The organism is Mulberry dwarf phytoplasma (assembly GCF_056504655.1).
Window position 1 is genome coordinate 89,589 of the sequence record NZ_CM151418.1, and the last position, 22,447, is coordinate 112,035.

A 22,447-nucleotide genomic window follows, 5' to 3' on the forward strand; every position below is an offset into this window, starting at 1 on the left:
AAAAAACAACGCAAAAATCAAAACATCAACACCAACAACAAAAAGGAGCTTTGGGATGCAACATTTAGACAAAGTTATTTCATTAGCCAAACAAACAGGATTTGTATTTGCAGGCAGTGAAATTTATGGGGGACTTGCCAATAGTTGGGATTATGGTCCTTTAGGCAGTTTATTAAAAAACAACATTAAAAAAGCTTGGTTGCAAAAATTTGTCCAAGAACAACCCAATAATTTTTTGTTAGATGGATCCATTTTACTTAATTCTACCGTATGGAAAGCCTCAGGTCATCTGGATTCTTTTTCGGATCCCCTTACCGAAAATCAAGACACCAACAAGAGATTTCGTGCTGATAAACTCATCGAAAGCCACAATCCACAGTTAGATATTAGCGGTTGGTCCTACGAACAAATGCATGACTATTTAGTCAAAAACCAAGTCTTAGGAACTTCCAACTGGACACCCATCAGACCTTTTAACATGCTTTTTAAAACCCATCAAGGAGTCATTTTGGAAAACTCCAAACCTCTATATTTAAGACCTGAAACAGCACAAGGAATTTTTATCCAATTTAAAAACATTTTAAAAACTACCAGAAAAAAACTTCCCTTTGGAGTCTGCCAAATTGGAAAAGTATTCCGCAACGAAGTGACACCTGGCAACTTTATTTTCCGTACTTGTGAATTTGAACAAATGGAACTAGAATTTTTTTGCCAACGAGGCACCGAAGCCCATTGGTTTAACCACTGGAAAAACTTAATGTATGATTTTTTAATTACTTTGGGTATGAACCCGCAAAATTTAACATTTAAAGATCACAAAAAAGAAAACCTCAGCCATTATTCACAACAAACTTGCGATATTTTATTCAAATTTCCTTGGGGTTTTGATGAACTTTGGGGGATTGCTTCCAGAACAAACTTCGACTTGAAAACCCACCAACAACACTCCAAAAAAGATCTTACTTATTTTGACGAAACTACCAAACAAAAAATTTTACCCTACGTTATCGAACCTTCTTTAGGAATAGAAAGACTATTTTTTGCTTTTCTAATTAACAATTACCACGAAGAAAGCACCTCCAACGAAACAAGGCAAATCCTTACTTTTCACCCTTTTTTAGCACCTTACAAAGTAGCTGTTTTGCCATTAATCAAAAAAACACACAGCGCCAAAGCCCAAGAAATCCACCAGTATTTAGCCAAACATTTTGATGTTTGTTACGATGAGACACAAAGTATTGGCAAAAGATACCGCAGACAAGATATGATTGGTACTCCTTTTTGTCTCACTGTAGACGACCAAACCCTTACCCACAACACAGTGACTTTAAGAAACCGTGACACCGCCCAACAACAAACCTTTTTACTAGCAGAAGCCAAACAATACATCCAAGAAAAAATTATTTTAAAATAACGGATCAAAATGGAAGATAACAAACAATTAATTGATCAAATCAATGAAAAAATGCCTATCCTTGATTTAGTTCAAGAATTTGTACAATTAAAAAAATCAGGCAAAAATTACATGGGGTTGTGCCCTTTTCACGATGAAAAAACGCCTTCTTTTTCTGTGTCTCCTGAAAGAAATATAGGAGTTTGTATGTCTTGTAAAAAAGGCGGTAATCCTGTTTTTTTTTACAAAAGCATCAAAAACACCTCTTTAAATCAAGCCATTTTTGAACTGGCAACCCGCTTGGGCATTGCTACTTCCCTACCCCAGCAAAGCACCCATCAATACCAAAAATTCTACAACATCATTCAAGAAGCAGCAGATTTTTATTCCCATCAATTAAAACACAACAAACAAGTCCTCAATTATTTAGAAAAAAGAGGCTTTGACAATGACATAATAAAACATTTTAAATTAGGTTATGCTCCCAAAGCTTCCTATTTATCACGTTATTTAATGGAAGGTACCAAATTTGACCCTGATGACCTCAAAAAATTAAGTCTCATCAATCAAGACGACAAAACCGGCAACTTTTATGATTTTTTCAAAAACCGACTCATTTTTCCCATTACTAACAAATCAGGCCAAATTGTTGCTTTTTCCAGCCGCAGTCTAGATGATCAAATGCCTAAATATCTCAACAGTCCCGAAACAATAATTTTCAAAAAAGGCGAAACTTTGTATCAATACTACGAAAACCAAGCTGAAATCAGAAAAAAACAAAAAGTCATTTTGCATGAAGGTTTTTTTGATGTTATGGCATCTTTCAAAGCCCAATTCAAAAACGTAGTTGCTACCATGGGAACCAACCTTACTTTGGATCATGCCAAACTATTAAAAAAACTCACCGACAAAATAATTATTGCCTATGACGGCGACAAAGCAGGAAAAACCGCTACTTTAGAAATTGGAACCTTTCTCCAAAAAAACCACTTCAAAGTCCAAATAGTAGATTTTCCCAATAATCTAGACCCCGATGAATACATCAAAACTGAAGGACCCGAAAAATACCAACACCTTCTAACTGATAATTTAAAGGATTTTTTAGCTTTGAAAGTGGATTTGATTTGCCAACAAATGGATTCTTACAACCAAGCCCAAACCAAAAAAGAATTACAAGAACTATTCCAATCCTCAAGCTTTGAAATCAAAATGCTTTATCAAGAATACTTACAAAAAACATATCAACTAACAGTTAACCTTAATTCTCAAGTCTCCATTAACAAAACCCCAAAACCTCCTTACATTGCTCACACCAAACAACAATTAAATGTAACCAAATTTGACATTAAAATAGAAATCATCATAGAATTGCTTTTAAATGCTGCTTTTTTCAAAACCCAAAACCCCAAAACATTTGCCACCATCAAAAAAACCCCCGGTTTTGATGACTTGCAATACAGTTGTCTGCTAAACTATATTAAAAATTATTACAAGAAAAATCCTAAACAAACTTGTATTCCTTGGGAAGAAATCAAAAACACCGCATTTAAAGAAAATATTGATGATTTATTGACATCTATCGAAAAACATCATTTTTTTAAAATGGAAAAGCGCCCTCTTTTACAAGATAAAGAAGGCAAAATATTTAACAATTATATAAAAGAATTAGAAATCCGCGACAAAATAGAACAAAAACAACAAAAAATAAATGAGTTAAATGATAAATTACTTCCAATAGATAACACTGAAAAAAACAAATTACAAAAAAAGAAAGACAAGCTCAAAAAAGAAAGAAGAAAATTACAACAACAATTAAGCGAATTAGTAAATGATATATTTTGTTAAAAAACAAACCACTCAAAAAACCAAAATCAAAACAAGTTCATAGCCAAATTTTAATTAAAAAAAGAAAAAAGGGAGTTAATAAATGGAATTCGATAACATAATCAAAACTTTAAATGAGCAAGCTGGAAGCGAACAAAAACTAACATCTCAATTAATTATGTCTTTTTTGCAAAATCAAAACATAAAAATACCATATCAACAAATAGCACAAAACCTAAAAGAACAAGGGATTCAAATTATTTCTTGCGAAACACAAGCAGCTCCATCTCTAAATGAAAACCCCAATCAAAATGATACGCACCCCCAAACAAACACCACCAATGATGATTTTACTGACCTTGATTCCGAATTAACAAATGCAAACTTAGAAAACACAGATGACAACAAAGATGAAGACAACACACAAGACTCAGAAGAAGACATCCAAGATTTTGACATTTCTGAAAAGGACTTAATATCAGATGAAAAACTCATAGAATTAGAAGAAGACGAAGATGAAAAAATTTCTAAAGAAGAAATTTCTAAAATCCATTCTGATATTAAAATGGATGACTCAGTTCGCATGTATTTAAAAGAAATTGGTCAAATCCCTTTGCTTTCGCTAGCAGAAGAACAAAAAAAATCCATTTTAGTTTTTTTAGGAAAACAAGCCAAACAAAATCTTGCCAAGCACAAAACCAAAGAAATTGAATTATCCGAAGAACAACTCCAAGAAGCACATGACCAAATCGAACAAGCAAGGCGCGCCAAAGATATTTTGGTAGAATCCAATTATAGATTAGTAGTTTCCATTGCCAAACGATATATTGGAAGAGGCATTTTGTTTCTTGATTTAATCCAAGAAGGCAACATGGGCTTAATGCGTGCAGTAGATAAATTCGATTATCAAAAAGGATTTAAATTTTCTACCTATGCCACTTGGTGGATTAGACAAGCCATCACAAGAGCGATTGCCGATCAAGCAAGAACTATCCGAATTCCTGTCCACATCGTAGAAACTATTAATAAAATGGCACTTTGCACTCGCAAATTAACTCAAAAACTTAAGAAAAAACCTACAGTTGAAGAGTTAGCCGACAAAATGAATATTTCTGCTGAAAAAATTCGCAGCATCCAATATATTGAAAAAAAACCCATCTCTTTGGAAGCTCCCGCAAGAGAAAACGAAGAAGACGAAACTTCTTTGGGGGATTTTATCTCAGATCCCAACATTTTATCCCCCCACGAATACATGATGAAAGAAGTAACTCAAAATCTTTTAGATGAAGTCCTAGAAAATACCTTAACTGACCGCGAGGAAAAAGTATTAAAAATGCGCTATGGTTTTTTAGATGGCAAAACCCACACTTTAGAAGAAGTAGGCGCTTTATTTGGAGTTACTAGAGAAAGAATCCGCCAAATTGAATCCAAAGCTCTAAGACGACTCAGAACTCCAGCTAAACAAAGCAAATTAAAAAGTTTGTACCACAACCACAAATAAAATGAAACGAATCCCTTTTATTGCGTCTCTTACTAAAAATTATGACAACCGTTGTAGACATCGGAACAGATCATGGTTTAGTACTCAAAAAGGCTTTTCAACAAGGCTATATCAAACAAGCAATTGCAGCAGATATAAGATTAAAACCTTTATTTCAAGCCCAAAAAAACCTTGCTTGCTATCCAGTTACTTTTTGTTTAAATGACGGATTCCAAAACATTTGCCAAGATTTTGATCTTGCCCTAATTTGTGGTATGGGAACTTATGCTATTACTAAAATACTTGAAAAAAGTCCTGATAAAAGCAAACATTTTATATTAGGATCACAAAGCAATCAAGATTATCTTCAAGAATGGCTATTAAAAAACGATTTTCAAATTTTAGAAGAATATCATTTATTTGACAAATTTTTTTATCATTTCTTAAAAGTAACTCGCAAAAGCTAATTTTTGCTTCCAATTACATATCTATGATTAAACCAAACTATTTTAATAGTTTGGTTTTTTTATTATAAGTTAATAATTGTGCCATTTTATAAACAAAAAAGACCAACGATTAAGCTGGTCTTAAATGTTATATTAAAATATTAAGTTGTCTAAATAAATGAAACAGTTAGAAAAGACCCATAAAAACCCATATAAATATTTTGTAAAGGTTTTATCATCAAAAAAAGCAAGACAACAATATATTTATTTTATGTTTCCTTAACAATATATTTTTTATTTATTCAAATGCGCTAAAATAGCTTTTTGAACTTTTTCATAATCTTGAGGAAACATCAAAGAAGCATTATTTTTAAAAACCAAATTAATTTCTTTTTCATCAAAACGAGGAATCAAATGCACATGATAATGAAAAACAGTCTGCCCTGCTACTTTGCCATTATTATTTAATAAATTGATTCCCTGAGCTTGAAAAACATCCATTAATACTTTGCTTATTTGATGTACTACTTTAAACAAATGGGCAAAAACATCTTCGGGCATCATCAAAATATCACGATATTCTTGTTTAGGCACCACCAAAGTGTGTCCTTTGGTCGCTTGGGTAATATCTAAAAAAGCAACTACTAAATTATCCTCATAAAGTAGATAACCAGGAACTTGTTTTTTGATAATTTTAGTAAAAATAGTTGACATAAAAACTCCTTTAAATGTGTTTTTGGATAAATAAACTTGCAATTAAGCACCAATATTATAAATTTATTCCATTTTGCGCACAATATTTTTAAAATTACACTTAGCAATTTGAGGCAAAATCTCTAATCCGTGTTGTTTTACTATCAAATCAATTTGCAAATCTACCAATTTGCCTGCTCCTAATTGCAATTTGGAATTAATTTGCTTAGAAAGTTTTGCTATTTGTGTTAAAAAAAGATATCTAGCAATAACAGAAGCCACAGCAACACTAAAATAAGAACTATCGGCCTTAGTTTCAAAAATAATCTTTGTATAAATCTCATTTTGGGCTTTTTGGTCTTGCAAATAATTAAAATAATTTTTAGGAAAACAAAACTGATCCAAAATGACAGGAACATTTGGAGAAGCTTTTAAAACGGTTTGCTTAATTGCTTCGTTATGCATTAAAGCCTTAATTTTGTTGAGATTACATTGTTTGATTGTTTGATTGTATTCTAAAGGCATCATTATTTTAACAGAATAAATAACTTTTTTCATAATTAAAGGAGCTAGCTGCATTATTTTTTCATCTGAGATTTTTTTGGATTCAGCAATAGTTCCTAATTTTTGCAAAAAAACAATATTTTTAGCAGTCAAGTAAACACAACAAACAATAACAGGACCAAAAACATCTCCTGTACCTACTTCATCAGAACCAATGGATGGAAGATAATAAGTTTTTTTGTTATAAAGTGGCAAAAATGAATTTGTCCCTGCATTGCTTTTAGTTTTTAACGTTGGGACTTGTTTGACTAATGAATGGCTAACTTCTTTTATTTCGCTATTATCGCTAACTGTTTTCATTTGCAATATTTTTTTAATAAAAGCAACGATAGATAAGGTGTTTTTTCCTTGCACTAACAAAGTTCCGTTATTATAAACTGTTATTTTAGCCAAAGATTCATCTATAACAAAAGCAACCGTTTTATTAGGTGATAATTTTAATTGTTTGTAGTAGAATTTTTTAATTGTTGCTACTTGATTGTTGTTCAATTTGAAACTATAATTTGACATCACTTAATACCTCCTTAATATTTCTTGCATTTTGGCAGTTTTTGTTGTCTTTGGTTTTGCAAAAAAGACCAAAATTTGTCATCACTTCTTTTATTATATATCACAATAAACTGAAAAAAGATAAAATAACAAGCTAATATTTGCAATTTATATAAAAAAAATTAGAATATTTGAAAAACATTCTAACTTTGAATTGAAAATTATTTTTGATTAAAATTGCTTTTTGAAAGTCTTGCAACTTGCAACTTAGTTTATTTTTTTAATTACATCTTTTATAAATAGCCAATTTATAAATGGAAAGGGACAAATATTGTTTTTAAACTTGAGTTTGTTTATGATAAAAGAAACTTTGCAAATGATAAGAGACTTTTTGCAACAAAAATATTGCTCTTCATTATTTATGGTTTTTAAAAAAGTTTTGCAATACTGTTTCATATTGATTATTTTCTTTATCTTTATAAAAATTAACATTATTTTCCATCAAGTAATAACGCAGTTTTTTGGGAATAAAAATACGAATTTCTTCTTCATTATACCCAATTTGAATTTTTTGATCTTTAATAATGATAGGTCTTTTTAAAATTTCAGGATTTTCAATAATAATTTTTTTTGATGTTATCGGTGTTGATAGTTTCCAAATCTATTTGTTTTTCTTTAAAAATTTTGGAACGTCGCGAAATAATATCATCAAACCCATAATCACAATTTTTTAAAATTAAATCCAGATCTTGTGGTTGCATTTTATAATTTAACAAATTACGCTCTTCGTATCTTACCCCATGAGCTTTTAACCATTTTTTAACTTTTTTACAAGAAACAAAACTAAAACTCGTATAAACAATTACCATAATTATTTATGTAATTCTCCTTTGATAAAATAAATTAATGAATGAATTTTGGCGTGCAAAAATGCGATATTCATATATTAAAAATATTATATTTTATTTTTAAAATGTAATAGTGCTATTAAAAATTTTAAATTATAATTAATTTGAGTTATAAAATGTAGAAGGTTTTTTATTTTTAGTTAAATAATGGTTAATTTTGAAAAATATTTATAATCCTAAGGCAAATCCAAAGGCAAAATGTTTTTTAATGCAACATCTGCATATCCTAAAAGGAAAAACAAAAGGAAAAGCAAGGCAAGAAAAGGAAAATCAATGCAAGAAAAGAAAAAAGAATAAAAAGGGTAAAAAGTTATTAAAATGATCCCAAAATATTTAAAAAAAAGACCGTTTTATTTTTTAAAAAAGTTATTTATTGTGGTTCAATAAAAAATTTTAATATTAAAAACGGTGTTAATATAAAAATCGAAATAAATTTTGAATAAAAAAATAATTCGATAAATAATAAAATAAATTTGGTGCACTATTTGCAAAAAAAGATATCATTGTAAAAAATCAAATAGTTTTGCAAATGGTTTTGAAAATGGTTTTTTAAAATAATGGAAATAAGAAAATAATGAAAAAATGCTATAAACTACTTTAAACTGTCAAAATAATAGGAATAATAATTGGATTTCTCAAAGTAATTCCGTATATTTTAGAGGCAAGATAATCAACGATAATTTTGTTTAAAGTCTCTTTTTGAACTTCATCTTGTTTAATAGCAGTTTCAATACTATTTTTAATATCATAAGAAATTTGTTTAATCATTTCTTGATTATCTTTCATATAAATAAAGCCACGAGAAACAATTGTTGGTAAATTAAGGACTTTTTTTCTTTTTAAATCAATACTCATAACAACAGAAAATAAGCCTTTTTCACTCAGACTACGACGTTCTTTTAGGATGGCATTGCCCACATCGTCTATTCCAGAAGCATCGATAAAGACGTTGCCTACATTCGTTTTTTGGGTAATGGCAGCTTTTTCAGGAGCTAAGTTTACCATTTGTCCGTTTTCCAAAATAAAAATATTACTTTCTGGAATACCACATTCTAGAGCTAAATTTTTGTGTGCAATTAACATGCGATGTTCGCCGTGAACTGGAATAAAATATTTAGGCTTGGTAAGCGAAAGCATCAATTTCAGGTCATTTTGGTTACCGTGTCCTGATACGTGAGTGTTAATTAAAGGTCCGTGAGTGATGACGTTGACATTTTTTTTGAAAAGTAAATCAAAAATTTTATTAATGTTTTCTTGGTTGCCAGGAATGGGAGAAGAAGAAAAAATGATAGTATCTTTGGGACTTAACTTAATTTGTCTGTGAGTGTTGTTAGCAATTCTGCTTAAAGCTGCTAAGGGCTCTCCTTGTGAGCCGGTGCAAAGCAAGATAATATCGCGATATTTGTGAATGTTATTACTTGTGACAAGGGTGCCTTCAGGAATGTTAAGATAGCCATGTTTTTTGCCAATTTCCAAAGCTTTTTCCATGCTGCGCCCAAACACTGCAACTTTTCTTTTAGTCTGAATAGCAGCTTCTACAATTTGTTTGATGCGGTAAAAATTAGAAGCAAAAGTAACAATAATGATGCGGTCTGCAATATTTACAAAAAGTTCATTAATGGAAGCCCCAATAGTACTTTCGGATTGGACCAACCCAGATTGCTCGGCATTAGTAGAATCAGAAAGCAGGCACAAAACGCCTTCTTGTTTAATCTTGATTAATTTATCATATTGTGCTTCTGGACCTACTGGAGTATAATCAATTTTAAAATCCCCAGTATAAAAAATATTGCCGTATTTGGTGTTAAAAACGATCCCAAAAGTGTCAGGAATAGAGTGGTTAAGTCTGATGAAAGACACATTTACTTGATGGCTAAATTCGTATTTGGTATCATGGCTGTATTTTTCTATTTTGGGCAGGGCGCCAATTTCTTTATGCTCTGCTAATTTATGTTCTAACAAATAATATGCAATCCCTGAGACAAAAATTTTAGGAATACGCACTTTTTTAAGCAAATAAGGAATGCCTCCAATATGATCTTCATGTCCGTGAGTAACAAAAAGCCCTACAATACGCGATTCGTTTTTCAATAAATAATCATAATCGGGAATGACGTAATTGACTCCTAACAAAAAATCATCTGAAAACAAAATCCCTGAATCTACAATAAAAATTTGCTTGTGAATTTCAAAAACATACATGTTTTTCCCAACTTCGCCAAGCCCTCCCAAAGCAAAGAAAGAAACATCGGAATTATAGTTATTAATCTTTGGGTCTAAATTATTCATAAAAATTATTCTCCTTTAAATCTCATTAAAATCAATAAAAAACTGTTAAGGTTTCCTATTTTAACGATTATTACTACCTATATTATAGTATAATATAAGCAACAATTGTAATTAATTATTGTATAAAATTAATATTTTTAGCAAAAAAGACATTATAAATTATATTCATAAAGAAAATAGGTAATAAAGTTTATGAAAAAACTAATTTTTTTTGATATTGACGGCACTTTAAGAAGTAATAAAAATAAAGCTATTTTGCCTCAGACAAAAGCGTTAATCAAAGAGCTTTCACAAAGTCCTAATGTAGTTTTAGGAATTGCTACAGGCAGAAGTTATGCTAGATTAGGAGTTTTAAAAGAATTAAGACCTTTATTTAAATATTTAGTTTTGTGCAACGGCGCTCTTACAATGCAAGCACAAAAGACGCAAGAAGAAAAAGTCCTTAATGAGGTTTGTTTTGACCAAAAAGATGTTATGCAAGTTAAAAAAGCAGCTGCTACAAATGGAATTGCTTTAACTCTTTTTACCTTGGACCAAATTTTTGCCATAGATTTACAAAACAACCAAACACTCAACAATATTAGCAGTTTTAAAGGGGAACAAAAACTAGTTCTAAATGATGCTTTTTTTGAGCAACAAAAAGTTTATCAAATGGTATTATTACATGAAAAAGAAAACGATAAAGAAAAGATACAACAATTTTTAAAAGATATGCCCCAATTAAAAGCTTACTTTTGGGATAGTGGTTTTGTTGATATAATGTATCAAAAAATAGACAAATCATACGGAATTAAGCAAATTAAGACTCTTTATCCCGATCATCAATTAATTTGTATGGGAGACGGTCCCAACGACTTTGAAATGCTTAAATTAGCTGATGTGGCAATTACTATGGGAAATACCAAAATAGAAGATTTAAAAAATATTGCTAATTTTGTAAGCCCTCATATTGATGAAGACCGCATGTATGATTTTTTTAAGACTAAAAAAATAATTTAATAGTTTGAAAGAAAAGTTGTAACAATTTGTTGCAGCTTTTTTTGTTGTGTTAATATATAATAAAAGTTAAACCGCTTATTGATGAGATAAGCGGTTTAACTTTTTAGTTTATAGTTTTATTTTATATTTATTATGGGGAATAATAAATGGAGCGGGCGATGGGAATCGAACCCACGTCTTTAGCTTGGAAGGCTAAGGTAATGGCCATTATACGACGCCCGCATAGATAGTTAATTAAGGAATGGTCGGGAAGGCAGGATTTGAACCCGCGACCTCCTGGTCCCAAACCAGGCGCTATACCAAGCTAAGCTACTTCCCGTTAATTGCATTTATGATGTTTTAATGGCACACCCAAGAGGATTCGAACCCCTAGCCTTCTGATCCGTAGTCAGATGCTCTATCCAATTGAGCTATGGGTGCTTTTTTTATCAAATTGGTGACCCGTACGGGATTTGAACCCGTGAATGCATGCGTGAAAGGCATGTGAGTTAACCGTTTCTCCAACGGGCCTAATATTTTTTATTTATACCTTGGAATAAATCATAAAGCACAAATAAAAATAATCTCTTAAAGTGGCATCAAAATAAAATAAGTTATTCAAAAGTTTTTTTAATTTTAACCAATAATTATTATACCAACATTTAGCCAAAAAGTCAAATAATAAAATTGTTTTATGACAAATATTTGCAAAATATGTATTATTGCGATATTTTGGTGTAGAAATACAGTCGTGCAGGAACCCAAAAAATACATTTTGCAAGAATTAAGGAGCAAGAATTAATATTTATACTATTTTTCAATTTTGCAAAAACTATAATAATGGAAAATGGTACTATTTTTGAAATTTAGGTTTTCTAATAACTCCTACTCCAATAGCGCTGTCTCCTACATGACACCCAACAACAGGAGTTAAAGGGATTTGTACTAAATTTTTTAAGCCTAATTGGGTTTCTAAAACTTGTTGAAACTCGTTTTTTAATTCAGGGTGCCCTGTAAAAATTAAATGGATTTGATAATCATGATTTTGGATATATTCTTTGATTTTAGAAGTTATGGCTAAAAGTGCTTTGTGGGAACTTAAAGTCTTTTTAATTAAGGCAATTTTGCCATCTTGTTGAACTTGCAAAATGGGATTTATTCTCAAAAGGCGCCCCAAAAAACTTTTTACTCCTACTAAACGTCCATTTTTAATTAATTGTGTAAGCTTTTTGGTCATAAAAAAAATGGTATTATTTTCTTTAATGAAATCTAAATGCTTAACAACTTGTTCTAGGGATTTGCCTTCTGCAAATAAACGATAAGCTTCTAGGGCAAAAAAACCTTCACAAAAACAGACAGTTTTAGTGTCATAACAGTGTACCTCAATTTTATCTGATACCATTTTTCCTGCTTGAATAATAGCATTATAAGTGCCGCTTAAAGCAGAAGATAGCGTAGTTACAAAAACTTTTTGATAACCTTGTAAAGCTAACTTTTCAAAATAAACTACCATTTCGCCAACCGATACTTGCGAAGTTTTAGGCATAAAATCAGGGTTGTTTTTAAACATTTGATAAAATTGATCGTATTTCATGGTTTTACCATCAATATATTCTTGATCGTCGATTAAAATTTTGATTCTAAGAATGTCAATATCACAAGAATGCGAGTAATAATCGAGACAACTAGTAGAAGTGGTTGCAACTTTTATTTGCACATCATTCTCCTTTAATTTGCTTTAGGGATGCCAATTATTTGCCATATAAAGGTTTTTGGTAATGAAAAATATTTGGAATATAATTAAAATATCAAAAGAAATTAGTATTAAAAATAGATGTTAGTGGGTTGTAATTAGGGTTTATTTGGGGTGAAGTAGTGCAAAAATGAAAAATACAAAAATTAAATTGTCAGATTGGTCAAATTGGAAAAACAAAAGAGCAAAAAACAAAAGGAAGGCACAACAACAATAAATTAACTTTTTTATATTGAATTATTGTTTTTTGACAACTTTCTTATTATTTTGTATCGTATTTATTTGTATTTATTATTCGTTTTATTCACTTTTAACACTAATGAAAATAGGAATAACAATAGGTCTTTTTTTAGTTTCTTTGAATAAAAATTTAACTAATGATTCTCTAATATTTTTTTTGAAATCATTCCATTTAAGATACTTTTTTTTCAAAAAAATTTCACTTTTTTCATCAAAAATAGCTTTTAACTTAGGAAAAATATGACTAGTTTCAGAATCTGCCAAAAAGCCTTTACTTACTAATTGTGGAGCACCTACTATTTTTTTGTGTTTAGCATTAACATTGGCAACAACAATTACAACTCCATCCGCTGCTAAAAATTCACGGTCTTTCATAATAAAATCTTGCCCACCAATAACGGGAGTACCATCAATTAAAATTTCTGTAAGAACACCAGTATTAGATTCGGCAAAGGCATCTTTTTGTGGGTCACAATGCCAAATACTGCCATTTTCTAACAAGAAAGTTTGGTTGAGTTTGAATCCTAAACTTTGGGCAATTTTTTGCACTTGATATTGATGACGATATTCGCCCATAACAGGAATAATGTATTGAGGTTTTAAAAAATTAAGCATCAATTTGAGGGTTTTTTCATAATCATTGGAACAAGCATCTAGGTCTTTTACCAAAACATGGGCTTGAATATTGTGGCGTGACAAAAGATCTAGGGTTTGAGATTGCATTTTGGCAATTCCTGCCATTTCTTTGGACATTAACAACACTAAATCTTGGGGCGTTAAATGAATTAAAGTGTCTGTTTTTTGACACATTTTTTGCAAATGAAACAAAGATTCAAAATGTTTACCTAGCACAAAGACAACTAATTTTGGATGTTTTTTGGAGTCTTCTAGTGTTTTTAATTCCACTAAATTGAAGGAAGGCACTTTTAAAAAACCTTTTTTCAAAGCAATATCAATAATTTTTTCACTTTTTCTACCTAAAAAAGTTATTTTAAAATTAAGTCTACATGCCAAATCCACTATGGATTGAATTTTTAACAAATCAGGCATCAAAGAAGGAAAAACAATAATACCTTCGGATTTAAGCAAGTGATTGCTAAAATAGTTATTCAATTTGTGCTCAAAACTCGATGCATCATTATTATGCGCAGATGTGCTAAAAGCCCCACGACAAGAAGGCAAAAAGGCAAGTACTTTGGGTTGTGCTAATTGAGCTAATCTTGTAAAATTAGTTTGAAAAAATTTATTTTTAGAATGCAATAATTTAAGGTCGCCAGAGTAAACGATGCTACCTCGTTTAGTTTGAAAAACCATTCCCAATGTTTCAGGAATCAATTGCGATGTAGCAAAAAAAGCCACTGCCACATCATCAAAAATAAGTCTTTCATCGCTTTTAACGATTTGTAGATTAAAATTGCGGTAATTAATTTTATGACTTTGAAAATGCGCTTTTAGAACTTGCATCGTAAAATAAGAAGCATAAACAGGGATATCAAAATCTTTCATCAAGTAAGGCAAGGCACCCAAATTGGTTTCAAAAGCTGATGATAAAAAAACGCCTTTAATCTTGTCTTTGATATCTTGTAATTTGTAATAATCAGCAATCATAGAATCGATGCCATAAAGAGCGGTATTGGGATATTTTAGTCCAGCATCAAGTAAAAAATAAGATTCGTTAATTTGCAAGACGTAAAAATTTTTTCCACTTTCGCCCAGTCCTCCTAAAGCAAAAAATTTAATGTCATTCACTTGGAACCTCCAGTTTGTAATTTGGAAATTATTCATAATTAAAGATGAAAATAATTTCTTGAAATATTTTGAAAATTAAAAATTAAAAAAATAAAAATTGGGATTGAATTGGGATTGCAAATCCGGAATTGAGCATTGAAAAATATATTTAGGTTTGGTTTTTGGTTGGTGTTGGCATTGTTGAATTATTTAGTAAATATTTTTTCGTTTTGTCAATTTAGATGTTTTTGCAAAAGCGGGATTGGGATACGATAATGCCGCATTTATTTAATTTATCAATAAAAGACTTGCAAAATGCCCAAAATAAAAATCAAACAGCAATTGCAATTCAATAAATTAAATGCAATAAAAGACTTGCAACAAATGCACGAAAACTTTTAGGAAACTTGCTTGTATTTTATTGTAGCAAAAATGTTATTTATTAGGTTAAAAGTATTTTATAAGAGTCAAAATCAAATTTTGAATAATTAAAAATATTAGCCAGAAAGAAAAAAGAAAAGAAATATAATAAAAAATATTAGGTGGATTATTGATGGTTTTGGGCAATTTGATAATAATTTTAAATCATTAACAAAAAATATTTTTTCAGTTTTCTTTGGTTTTTTCAAATATTGCATTTTTTATTGGATATGAAAATCTCCAAAAGCAATTTTTTATTGATAAATATTTTTAATAATTTTCAAAATCATAAATAATTGAAAAAATAATTGACTTTGGGGTAAAACATTTTTTTGAATTATTTATAATTTTGAAACTTGGCTTATATTTTTTTTGCCAAAGAAATTGATTTTGAGGCGGGTTGTAAAAAATAAATTTTTTGCAAATATTTAGTTTTAGATTTAGATTTGATATTAAAATCTAGATTATAACTTTTTTACAAGTTAATTTTAATATTATTGTTAGTATTAATTTGGTTTTTAAAATAAGTTGAATTATTGCTTTTGATTTGAATCATTATTTTTGATTTAAAAATTTAAACACCCAATCAAAATACTAAATATTATCTAATATACCTATATTATACTAAAAAAATAATTTTTAAAAACGCATTTTTGCCTTAAAGTTGACAAAAGAAATTATTTATGTAGTAAAAACCTAAATAAAGTGCGTAATTACTATTTGGTTATTTGTTACAATTTTGACTCAAATAATGAAGACTCACTAAAAAGCGGGTCTATTTTTTGAAAATTGACAAAAATCTCAATTTTGTAATGATAAGAATAGTTGTTTTGCAACTTGTAATTTTAATATTATTAAATATTATATTTAATTTATAATTATTTTATCATCATTTAAAAATTTAAACACTAATCACAGGTCTAAAAGAAGGGTTTAATTTTTTTTCTAAATATTTAGCCAAAGTATTAGTACACTGAATTAAAACCAAATAAATTATGGAAAGAAGGACAAAAGGAGTTATGACATCAGCAGTAATTCCCATATTTCGGTTAGCAATCCAGCCCATTTCAACAAGCCCAATAAAAGCAAAAAAGGCACAATCTTTAATATTGGTAATAAATTGAGTTATGACAAAAGGAACTGATTTTTTTAATGCTTGCGGAAAAATAATATTGTAAAAAGTTTGTCTTTGAGTCATTCCCAAAGAAAAAGCAGCCTCAATTTGTCCTTTATCAACAAATTTAATATTTTGCATTAAAATCATAGTAAGACTTGCACCAGCATTAAGAGTAATTACAAATAATGCAGCATGTATTTGGTTAATTTGGGGAAATCCATCAGGAAATAAATCAGGCATAAAGCCTTTACTAGGCCACCACAAACTAGTAGAAAACCATACTAACATTGCTTGAGCTGCAATTGGCACTCCTTTTAATAACCAAATATAAGTATCAACATATTTAGAAATCATTTTATAACATGTTTTTACAAAAGTGTTATTAGTTCTTGTATTTGTTACTTTAATCTTTGTGCCTACTAAAAATAAAGCTAATAAAAAACCTATTAATAAGGCATCAATACTAATTAATAAGGTATTATATAACCCTTTTTTATAAGATGGGAAATTATAACACATTTTTTGCCACAAACCTAAATTTTTAATATTTCTCATTTTATAAGTAGCATTATAAACTCTATCTTCAAATTCTTTTAATTTGTCTCTAATGCTATTAAGTTTTTTTCTAAACGAATTATTTCGCTTGTTTCTTTTGTATTTTCTTGTTCGTTGCTACTTCTTGTAGTTGTTGCTAAATTATTAAATTCTTTTTCTTCTTCTTGGGTTCTTGTGTTTTTTTGTTGTAATTTTTTGTATCTATCTTTAACATTTTGTAATTTGGTTTGGTCTTTGTCTAAACATTGTTCCAAAGTATCAAATTCTAATTTAATCTCTTTTAATGCATCAAATCTTTCTTGGCTTCATCAATTTTTTGTAGATTTCCAAGAATAAATTTATCTAAAACTTTAAATAAAGTACTAAATTCTTTTTCTTCTTCTGGTTTTCTTGTATTTTTGCCTTTTAAATCTTTGTATCTAGTTTCTTGGTCATTTGTTCTTTTCTCTTTCTTTAATTCATGCAATCTTGTAAGAATATATTTAAGATCTTCAATAACATCTGTATCTTTTCCATCTTTGTCTTTTACATATTCTAAATTAAATATTTTCCTCAAAGCATCATTAACTTCTTTTTGTCTTTTGGTATCGCCTTTTTTAACAACAACTCCTACACCATTAGGACCTGATTGCAATTGAGGATCAGTTGAATCAAGAATAAAATACTTTAAATCTTTGTCTCCTTCAGTATTATAATGTGCTATTACATCATCAACTACAAAAATATCTGCTTTATTATTTCTAATAAATTCTAAATTAGGTCCAATATCATCTGAAGAAGTTTCTTTTTTTATAATATCTCTATTGTTTAATAATTTTTTAAATAACCTTTACCTAAAAAATCTGTATCAGTAGCACTAGCAGTAACAGCTATAAAAGTAAATGATTTTTCTTTGCCTTCCTTTTTGGCATTTTCATATAAATTGTCTAAGTGAGCAAATAAATCTTTATCTTTGACTCTTGCGTTGTGTGCAAAAAGATTAGATTCAAAATCTTTATTGTCCCTTCTTACTACAAATCCATTCATAGGAACATTATATGCAATACTAAAATCAACTTTGGCTTTTCTATCCTCAGTAATAGCAAGACATGAAGCAGTTTGAGGTGTTCCAAAACTTTGGACAACTTTTTACTTTTTAAAAATTCTTTAAGACTAACTTAATAGTTAGTCTTTTTTTCTTTTCAAGACTAAAAAAATAATTTCATATCTTTTCTAAAAATATTTTTAGAAAGGAATAAAATGTTAAGACAAAAATTATTTAAAGATTTTTTAAAAAGTAAAAACAATTTAACAATTCGCGATCAATTAATCGAAATGCATGGGCGCGAATAAACGCACCATTATAGCAATCTAGCCAATTGCCACGGACTTGATTATTCCGTGAGGTCATGCGGTCGGTCAGTCAAACGAAAGAATGGCGGATTACAGCAGACCGTAAAAGCGGAGTGAGGTGAAATAACTAGCCAAGATGCTCTCGCAAGACTAAGATAGTCATGGAGAAGGTGCAAATCCCTAATCGCGGAAATTATCGTAATCCGATAACTTCAGGGCAAGTTAGTGAAACCCCTGAAATGAAGGAAAGATATGAAGGAAAAATGCATGTCTTCATATATAATCACATGTCGCTTTAAATAGCGCCCTTCATGATGTCGTTGGCGGAACCAAAGTGTTCTAGTCTAGCTTCAAGCTTTAACAACGAAAGCGAACCTAAAACTATCGGGCATAATGATGTCGGAAATTCGAGATTCCTAAAAACCATCCCAAACAGAGGAAATTAAAATGCCTCTGGGTTCAAGGAAAAAGAGACTTTTAGTAGTCGGAGGAATTAAAACTTGGTTTGGAATAACCAAGATAATTGCCCTCACACGGAGCCTAGGAAAGCTAGGTACAAGGCGAAGAAGTTAGATTCACAGGATTATTCAATTCGGGAGAAAGGAGGTTGATGCAAATGCAACCAACTGAAGCAGATAAAGTTTCTAAGCTTTCAAACTTACTGAATAATCAATCAACTAAATAGCGATATTTAGAAGACCCTAGAAATAGGCTGTGAATGGGAAAGCCGTATGCTTGGAAACTTGCTTGTACGGTTTGGAGCGGGGCTGCACGTAAATAGCCAAAACGCGTGCAATCTATCGCTATAATTAAATCATCAAAGTTTGAATCATTATTTTCAAATTACCAAATCAACTTCCCAAAAGCAAAAAGTACTGCGTGGCAAAATTAACGAATATCTAAGGGCGCAAATATACGATATAATGGAGTAATTTAGTCAATTACCAGGATGGAAATGAAGTCCTGAGGTCATATAAAACCAGCAATGGTGTCGGTTGGTTAAACGAAAGAATAACCAATTACAGCAGATATAAAAGCGAAATGAGCCGAATTAACTAGGCAAAAAGTTCTCGCAAGACCAAGATAATCATGGATAAGGTTGCAATACCCTAATTGGAAAAGAAATGTCGTAATAGTTGAACCTACCACGAAAGTTAATGACACGTGGAGATGTAAAACCTTAAAGGAATAAATTAGATGTTCCTTTAATCCATTTTTTCATATCTGTTAAATCAGTAATTCACATAACATTCCTGGCTATTAATACGCCAGTATAACCAAACCTAAAATTATCAGACACATTATAGACGGAAATTTGAGAATCCTAAAAACCAGTTTCAAAACTAAAGTAGGTTTAGACCTATGGTTCAAGGATAAAGAAGCTATTCAGTAGTTGATAGAGTAAAACTAAATTTGGAATAATTTAGTCAATCGCCTATCCAAGTCGAGAGTTAACGACTCTTAAAGAGCGAAAGTAGCTAGTAATTATAGAGAACAAATCACGAAATCAGTAGTAATACTGACTAGTTCGCGAAAGCGATATAATTATGGCAAGCCGTATGCCTGGAAACTTGCTCGTACGGTTTAGATGGGGACCAGTTTGTAATAAGGTTTAGAAAGGCAAATCCTAAACCGAAACGCATCTGATTTATCCATATTTTAATTTATTTTCGACATCGTGGAATCACCAAACAATATCCCCAAACATATTTATTTTTTATTCCTGATATCAAATTTGATTTAGTATTGTTTACCCAAAACAAACGAATTGTTGCTTTTAATTTTAAAACTTGCCTCCGTGAACGTTACAAACAAGCTATCATCGAAGCTCAACAACTAAAAAAACTCGATACGCGTTTTGAATATTACTTATTAACAAATGATGCTATCGAATCCCAAAGGCTCAACAATAAAATTAAAAACGGCAAAGTCCAAGGAATTGATAAAGTAATTGATTGTTTTTCTCAAAAAGCTAATATCTTTGTAAATACCTTATTCCAAAGACAATTTATTTATTTTAAAGATATTAATTTAATCAAAAATACGAAAGGAAATAATTAAAATGTGGAATAAATTAATAGTTTTTGAAGGGCTAGATGGAAGCGGCAAAACTACTTTGATTAATAAATTAAAAAAATCTTTAATTAATAAAGGACAAAAAGTAAAAGTTTACCAAGGTTTAGGAAGTAGTTCTATTGGAAACGAAATAAGAAATTTGTTTTTATACCAAAAAAAACAAGTACAAAAACTAAATATTTTCTTAGTTTTTCCAACATGATCCAAACCCAAGATGAATTAATAATACCTAATCTACTTAGTGGCCATCTTGTTATAGTTGACCGTTGGTATGATTCTACTTTAGCTTATCAAAGCAATAGTAATTCCATAGATTATGATGATGAAATAACATCAAAAATTATTAATCAATATTTACTCAAACCTCATTTAACTTTCTATCTAGATATTGACCCCCAAATTGGCTTACACCGAAAACAATCAATCCCCCATCATAAATTAGACTTAATCGAACAAAAACCACTAATTTATTTTGAAAATGTGCGTCAAAATTATTTAAATCAACATAAATACTGTAATGATGTAAATTGTAAACACCAAAATTGCAAGTATTTTTTAATTAATGCAACCAACTCACAAAAAGATAATTTAGCCCAAATAATCAAAACTTTAATTAATAAAAAAATATTATAAAAAAAGGAGACAACAAAACAATGACTAAGAAAGAATTAATCAAAGAAGTTGCAAAGCAACTAAAAACTTCAGTTGCAAAAACCGAAGAATTTTACAATTCATTTGAAAATACCTTAATTAAATCAATCACATCCAACGAAGAGGTAGTTTTATCACCTCAACTTGGTAAATTCATCTTAAAATCAAGAAAAGCCCGTTTAGGAAGAAACCCCCAAACAGGTAAAAAACTCAAAATCCCTGCCTCAACCGCAGTTAGTTTTAAAGTGTCAAAAACACTTAAAGATGAAGTTAAAAAACTCAAATTAAAATAAAATAAGGAGAATAATTAACATGAGTGATGGAATGACAGAAGCATACCGTGGGACTTATTTCAAAGACTGTAGCAAACCAATAACCAAGAAAAAAATCAACAAATACCACCAACCCAAAGGCAAATGGCTTAATTTAGACCGCCCCAATAAAACTTTTAAAAACAAAAAGAAATTAGCTGAAAACAAACGAATAAAGGTAAGTGAAGGCGGTGAATGATGTTTATTATAACAATTTTTACAACAATTAGCAATTTTATTCTAAATTATACCAAAGGATTTAGCACTACCGAAATACTTGAACGAAGAATGGATGGAATCCAAACAACGCTTTTCACTATTCTTATTGTTTCTGGTTTCAAACCTATTTTTAAATTAATTACAAATATTATTGTTTTTATTAAAGATTTAGTTGTAGCTTTCTTTTTCCCCAACAAAAAACTACAAAACTTAGAAATTAAAAGTGCCAGACAAGAATACCTAGAACAACAATTATTACAAAAAATAGATAAAATCAATGCAAATCAAGAAAAACTCCAATCCCAAATAGAAGCACAAAGAGTTAAAGTTGCGAAATGGAAAGAAAAAAAAGCAAGAAAAAATTCAAATAAAAACCAATCTAATTCAATTATAAACAAGGAGGATGAAAATGAATGATCTAAATTTCGCAATCGGTTTTATAGTTGGCGCTCTATTTACAACTGCTTTAATGTTTATCATTAAAAAAATATTTTTTAATTTTGTACCATTGCCAGAAATCAATCAAAAAAATGAAACACAAAAAGAAAGTAAACCCAAAAAATCATTTTCAATTATTCCAAATCCAAATAACGAATCAAAAGAAAAAAACAATTTAGAAAGTAACAAAGAAATAAATAATTAATACAAAGGAGAAAAAACATGATCAAAAAAATAATACAAACCAAAAAAACAAATAAAAAATCAACCGAATTAAAAAATAAAAAAGTAATAAATTCAAAATCAAGTCCACCAAGTAAAACAATGGTAGTAAAAGTACCAACCACCCCAGAAAAACAACCAACTCAAACAACTTCCAATAACAACAAAAGCAATTTATTAAAATCATTTATAAATTTAACTATCGTTTTATATTTTATTTTACATGTCAACGTTATTTATTACCAAAACCAAATCCCTTGGTTAACCACAGGTATAAATAATTTAATTGATATCATTAAATCAACCTTAGGAGGTAAATAA

Annotated in this window: 21 protein-coding genes, 4 tRNA genes and 3 pseudogenes; 13 read left to right on the forward strand and 15 right to left on the reverse strand. The window is 29.7% G+C overall.

Annotated elements, in window-relative coordinates; all coding sequences use genetic code 11:
• Positions 1-55 precede the first annotated feature (55 nt).
• The 4 genes from JAHGCCOI_RS00435 to JAHGCCOI_RS00450 all read left to right on the forward strand — a co-directional run bounded on the left by JAHGCCOI_RS00435 (position 56) and on the right by JAHGCCOI_RS00450 (position 5,164).
• A complete protein-coding gene (locus JAHGCCOI_RS00435) occupies positions 56-1,414 on the forward strand; it encodes a glycine--tRNA ligase (protein ID WP_479492103.1) in 1,359 nt (452 codons plus the stop codon).
• 9 nt (positions 1,415-1,423) lie between these two features.
• Positions 1,424-3,238 (forward strand): DNA primase, encoded by a 1,815-nt coding sequence (gene dnaG, locus JAHGCCOI_RS00440; RefSeq protein ID WP_479492104.1) that lies wholly within the window; start codon positions 1,424-1,426, stop codon positions 3,236-3,238.
• Positions 3,239-3,320: 82 nt separating this feature from the next.
• Positions 3,321-4,718, forward strand: a complete 1,398-nt coding sequence (rpoD, locus tag JAHGCCOI_RS00445) for an RNA polymerase sigma factor RpoD (RefSeq protein ID WP_479492105.1) — start codon at positions 3,321-3,323, stop codon at positions 4,716-4,718.
• A 41-nt stretch (positions 4,719-4,759) separates the two neighbouring features.
• On the forward strand, positions 4,760-5,164 hold the full coding sequence (locus JAHGCCOI_RS00450; RefSeq protein ID WP_479492106.1) for a class I SAM-dependent methyltransferase: 405 nt from the start codon (positions 4,760-4,762) through the stop codon (positions 5,162-5,164).
• A gap of 273 nt (positions 5,165-5,437) precedes the next feature.
• Here the strand turns inward: JAHGCCOI_RS00450 and JAHGCCOI_RS00455 are convergent, their stop codons facing one another.
• From JAHGCCOI_RS00455 to JAHGCCOI_RS00475, 5 genes are all read right to left on the reverse strand, one after another.
• Positions 5,438-5,857, reverse strand: coding sequence for an HIT family protein (locus tag JAHGCCOI_RS00455; RefSeq protein ID WP_034171969.1), 420 nt, complete (start codon positions 5,855-5,857; stop codon positions 5,438-5,440).
• Positions 5,858-5,920: 63 nt separating this feature from the next.
• Entirely contained in the window at positions 5,921-6,910 is a 990-nt protein-coding gene (gene rnhC / locus JAHGCCOI_RS00460; protein ID WP_479492107.1) for a ribonuclease HIII, read from the reverse strand.
• A gap of 394 nt (positions 6,911-7,304) precedes the next feature.
• The gene (locus JAHGCCOI_RS00465) at positions 7,305-7,550 is read right to left on the reverse strand and encodes an ArsC/Spx/MgsR family protein (protein WP_479492262.1); all 246 of its coding nucleotides are present in this window, start codon (positions 7,548-7,550) and stop codon (positions 7,305-7,307) included.
• A complete protein-coding gene (locus JAHGCCOI_RS00470) occupies positions 7,504-7,758 on the reverse strand; it encodes a glutaredoxin domain-containing protein (RefSeq protein ID WP_479492108.1) in 255 nt (84 codons plus the stop codon). The genes JAHGCCOI_RS00465 and JAHGCCOI_RS00470 overlap by 47 nt, the downstream gene beginning before the upstream one ends.
• 636 nt (positions 7,759-8,394) lie before the next feature.
• Complete coding sequence (locus JAHGCCOI_RS00475) at positions 8,395-10,086, reverse strand: ribonuclease J (protein WP_212509187.1); 1,692 nt, start codon at positions 10,084-10,086, stop codon at positions 8,395-8,397.
• Between the two features lie 192 nt (positions 10,087-10,278).
• On the opposite strand from JAHGCCOI_RS00475, the gene JAHGCCOI_RS00480 reads away from it, so the two are divergent.
• Complete coding sequence (locus tag JAHGCCOI_RS00480) at positions 10,279-11,085, forward strand: HAD-IIB family hydrolase (protein ID WP_212509186.1); 807 nt, start codon at positions 10,279-10,281, stop codon at positions 11,083-11,085.
• A 147-nt stretch (positions 11,086-11,232) separates the two neighbouring features.
• Here JAHGCCOI_RS00480 and JAHGCCOI_RS00485 read toward each other — a convergent pair.
• The 10 genes from JAHGCCOI_RS00485 to JAHGCCOI_RS00530 all read right to left on the reverse strand — a co-directional run bounded on the left by JAHGCCOI_RS00485 (position 11,233) and on the right by JAHGCCOI_RS00530 (position 17,903).
• Positions 11,233-11,307, reverse strand: a tRNA-Gly gene (locus tag JAHGCCOI_RS00485).
• 20 nt (positions 11,308-11,327) lie between these two features.
• Positions 11,328-11,404 (reverse strand) — tRNA-Pro (locus tag JAHGCCOI_RS00490).
• Between the two features lie 24 nt (positions 11,405-11,428).
• A tRNA-Arg gene (locus tag JAHGCCOI_RS00495) sits at positions 11,429-11,505 on the reverse strand.
• A 14-nt stretch (positions 11,506-11,519) separates the two neighbouring features.
• A tRNA-Glu gene (locus JAHGCCOI_RS00500) sits at positions 11,520-11,595 on the reverse strand.
• A 322-nt stretch (positions 11,596-11,917) separates the two neighbouring features.
• Positions 11,918-12,781 (reverse strand): DegV family protein, encoded by an 864-nt coding sequence (locus tag JAHGCCOI_RS00505; RefSeq protein WP_479492109.1) that lies wholly within the window; start codon positions 12,779-12,781, stop codon positions 11,918-11,920.
• 336 nt (positions 12,782-13,117) lie between these two features.
• Positions 13,118-14,842 (reverse strand): ribonuclease J, encoded by a 1,725-nt coding sequence (locus JAHGCCOI_RS00510; protein ID WP_479492110.1) that lies wholly within the window; start codon positions 14,840-14,842, stop codon positions 13,118-13,120.
• Between the two features lie 1,264 nt (positions 14,843-16,106).
• Positions 16,107-16,877, reverse strand: a complete 771-nt coding sequence (locus tag JAHGCCOI_RS00515; protein ID WP_479492111.1) for an ABC transporter permease subunit — start codon at positions 16,875-16,877, stop codon at positions 16,107-16,109.
• Between the two features lie 38 nt (positions 16,878-16,915).
• Complete coding sequence (locus tag JAHGCCOI_RS00520) at positions 16,916-17,131, reverse strand: hypothetical protein (RefSeq protein ID WP_479492112.1); 216 nt, start codon at positions 17,129-17,131, stop codon at positions 16,916-16,918.
• Positions 17,132-17,157: 26 nt separating this feature from the next.
• A complete protein-coding gene (locus JAHGCCOI_RS00525) occupies positions 17,158-17,511 on the reverse strand; it encodes a hypothetical protein (RefSeq protein ID WP_479492113.1) in 354 nt (117 codons plus the stop codon).
• A gap of 173 nt (positions 17,512-17,684) precedes the next feature.
• Positions 17,685-17,903 carry a hypothetical protein gene (locus tag JAHGCCOI_RS00530; protein WP_479492114.1) on the reverse strand — a complete coding sequence of 73 codons (219 nt, stop codon included), beginning with the start codon at positions 17,901-17,903 and terminating at the stop codon, positions 17,685-17,687.
• 213 nt (positions 17,904-18,116) lie between these two features.
• Between JAHGCCOI_RS00530 and JAHGCCOI_RS00535 the strand changes: the two are divergent.
• The 8 genes and pseudogenes from JAHGCCOI_RS00535 to JAHGCCOI_RS00570 all read left to right on the forward strand — a co-directional run.
• Positions 18,117-18,197 (forward strand): annotated as a pseudogene (locus JAHGCCOI_RS00535) (sigma-70 family RNA polymerase sigma factor); the annotation flags it as partial.
• A gap of 1,668 nt (positions 18,198-19,865) precedes the next feature.
• A pseudogene (locus JAHGCCOI_RS00540) lies at positions 19,866-20,270 on the forward strand (hypothetical protein); the annotation flags it as partial.
• Position 20,271: 1 nt separating this feature from the next.
• Positions 20,272-20,918: pseudogene (gene tmk / locus JAHGCCOI_RS00545) on the forward strand (dTMP kinase).
• Between the two features lie 20 nt (positions 20,919-20,938).
• Positions 20,939-21,229 (forward strand): HU family DNA-binding protein, encoded by a 291-nt coding sequence (locus JAHGCCOI_RS00550; RefSeq protein WP_479491965.1) that lies wholly within the window; start codon positions 20,939-20,941, stop codon positions 21,227-21,229.
• Positions 21,230-21,248: 19 nt separating this feature from the next.
• Positions 21,249-21,446: a hypothetical protein gene (locus JAHGCCOI_RS00555; RefSeq protein ID WP_479491966.1), complete on the forward strand. Its 198-nt coding sequence runs from the start codon at positions 21,249-21,251 to the stop codon at positions 21,444-21,446.
• Positions 21,446-21,883, forward strand: coding sequence for a hypothetical protein (locus JAHGCCOI_RS00560; protein ID WP_479491967.1), 438 nt, complete (start codon positions 21,446-21,448; stop codon positions 21,881-21,883). Before JAHGCCOI_RS00555 ends, JAHGCCOI_RS00560 begins: the two co-directional genes overlap by 1 nt.
• Positions 21,876-22,109, forward strand: coding sequence for a hypothetical protein (locus JAHGCCOI_RS00565; RefSeq protein WP_339332283.1), 234 nt, complete (start codon positions 21,876-21,878; stop codon positions 22,107-22,109). The genes JAHGCCOI_RS00560 and JAHGCCOI_RS00565 overlap by 8 nt, the downstream gene beginning before the upstream one ends.
• Positions 22,110-22,126: 17 nt before the next feature.
• Complete coding sequence (locus tag JAHGCCOI_RS00570) at positions 22,127-22,447, forward strand: hypothetical protein (protein ID WP_227806987.1); 321 nt, start codon at positions 22,127-22,129, stop codon at positions 22,445-22,447.